Origin of the sequence: Mesorhizobium sp. M7D.F.Ca.US.004.03.1.1 (genome assembly GCF_003998635.1) — a bacterium.
GTDB lineage: Bacteria > Pseudomonadota > Alphaproteobacteria > Rhizobiales > Rhizobiaceae > Mesorhizobium > Mesorhizobium loti.
On the sequence record NZ_RZQG01001305.1, the window covers coordinates 1 to 1,238 of the forward strand.

Here is a 1,238-nt window from a genome sequence, read left to right on the forward strand (position 1 = left end):
CGTCAGGCCTGCGGACGTGCCTCGGTCGGAATTGTTGCGGGCGGCAGGATTTCCGGCTCCAGCGGCTTTTGCTCCTCCGGCAGCTTGAGCAGCATCTTGAGCAGGCGCGCGATCGTTTCGCGCAGTTCCAGCCGTGACACCACCATGTCGACCATGCCGTGCTCCATCAGATATTCGGAGCGCTGGAAGCCGTCCGGCAGTTTCTCGCGGATCGTCTGTTCGATGACGCGCGGTCCGGCAAAACCGATCAGCGCGCCGGGCTCGGCAATGTGCACGTCGCCCAGCATGGCGTAGGAGGCAGTGACGCCGCCGGTTGTCGGGTTGGTCAAAACGACGATGTAGGGAAGGCCGGCTTCCTTCAGCCGATCGACACCGACCGTGGTCCTCGGCAATTGCATGAGGGACAAAATGCCTTCCTGCATGCGGGCGCCGCCGGAGGCGGCGAACAGGATCAGCGGCCGCTTGCGCTGCAGGGCCGCCTCAAAGCCATGCACGATGGCGTCGCCGGCGGCCATGCCGAGCGAGCCGCCCATGAAGGCGAAGTCCTGCACCGTCACAACCACCGGCAGGCCTTCGACGGTCCCCAAGGCATTGATGATCGCATCCTCCAGGCCGGTCTTGGCCTTGGCGTCTTTCAACCGGTCGACATAGCGCTTCTCGTCGCGGAATTTCAGCGGATCCTGCATGACCTTGGGGTTGTCCAGGGTCTCGTATTTGCCGTCGTCGAAGAAGAATCTCAGCCGCTCCTTGGCCGAGATCTTCATGTGATGGCCGGAGGACGGAATGACGAACTGGTTGGATTCCAGATCCTTGTGGAACACCATCTCGCCGGTCTCCGGATCCTTGATCCAGAGATTCTCGGGCATGTCGGTGCGCCGGCCGAGCATCGAATTGATCTTCGGGCGAACGTAATTGGTGATCCAGTTCATCGCTTCGGCTCCTGTCCTGACGAAGAGTTGGCTAAAGACGTAGGAAAACTATTCGGCAGCAGCAAGGCGAGCCGAGCGCACACCTTGCGCAAGGCCGCTGACCAGCGTGGCGACGGCTTCGGCCGGGTCGGCGGTCTTTTCGCCCTTCGGCCCCAGCACGTTGGCCACCGCATTGACGATGGCGGTGCCGACGACGACGCCGTCGGCATTGGCGCCGATGACCCGAGCCTGCTCGGCGGTCTTGACGCCGAAGCCGACGCAGACCGGCAGGTCGGTGTGGCCCTTGATGCGCTTGACCGCCGCCGCCAC

Annotated in this window: 2 protein-coding genes; both read right to left on the minus strand. The window is 63.4% G+C overall.

Features of this window, described 5'->3' with window-relative positions; translation table 11 throughout:
- Positions 1 to 2: 2 nt before the first annotated feature.
- Complete coding sequence (accD, locus tag EN935_RS36550) at positions 3 to 929, minus strand: acetyl-CoA carboxylase, carboxyltransferase subunit beta (RefSeq protein ID WP_127263183.1); 927 nt, start codon at positions 927 to 929, stop codon at positions 3 to 5.
- 48 nt (positions 930 to 977) lie between these two features.
- A partial coding sequence (locus EN935_RS36555; RefSeq protein ID WP_206534672.1) for a tryptophan synthase subunit alpha occupies positions 978 to 1,238 on the minus strand: 261 nt, incomplete at its 5' end.